Genomic DNA, 538 nt, shown 5'->3' on the forward strand with positions numbered 1-538 from the left:
GGCCGGATACATTGATGCAAGACCGCATCTACCGGATCGTCGAAATCTTCTTGCTACGCACGGCCGGACCATACATTTGGGTCACGAGCGTCGCCCTCTGCAATAGACGTCAGCTTGTCGATTTCCGCCGTGCCCCGTCAGCGACCGAAGATGCGTCGCGGTGGAATATGTCGCGAAGGGTCAATAACCTTTGTTGCCTCTCGGTCGCAGGCTTTCCGGTCTGTTCCTGTGAACGGACTTCTAGCTATACCGCGTCAACGGCGGCGATGGGCTTGAAGCCGACCTCGACGCGAGGACTTGAATTACCTCCTTGTCATCAGTTGCAGACCGAGGACGGAGGACTGAGTTATTGGGCCTCAGCGATCTTCGGTCCAGATGACAGCATCTGCGCGTTGGTTGCCAAGGACCGGTTCGACGGCGATGCCGGGTCCGGCGATCGGAAAGCGGCGTCGGGCGGCGCGCCCTGGGATGGTCGACGGGCAGCGGTTGCCGGAAGCACGATCACTTTCGCTCCGACTTTCACCCGCTCATAAAGGTC

The 538-nt window shown here is 59.7% G+C and carries 1 pseudogene; it reads right to left on the reverse strand.

Annotated features, from left to right (window positions below):
• Window positions 1–346: 346 nt before the first annotated feature.
• Window positions 347–538: pseudogene (locus tag ACZXDY_RS46340) on the reverse strand (L,D-transpeptidase); the annotation flags it as partial.

Source organism: Bradyrhizobium sp. LeoB3 (genome assembly GCF_055456055.1).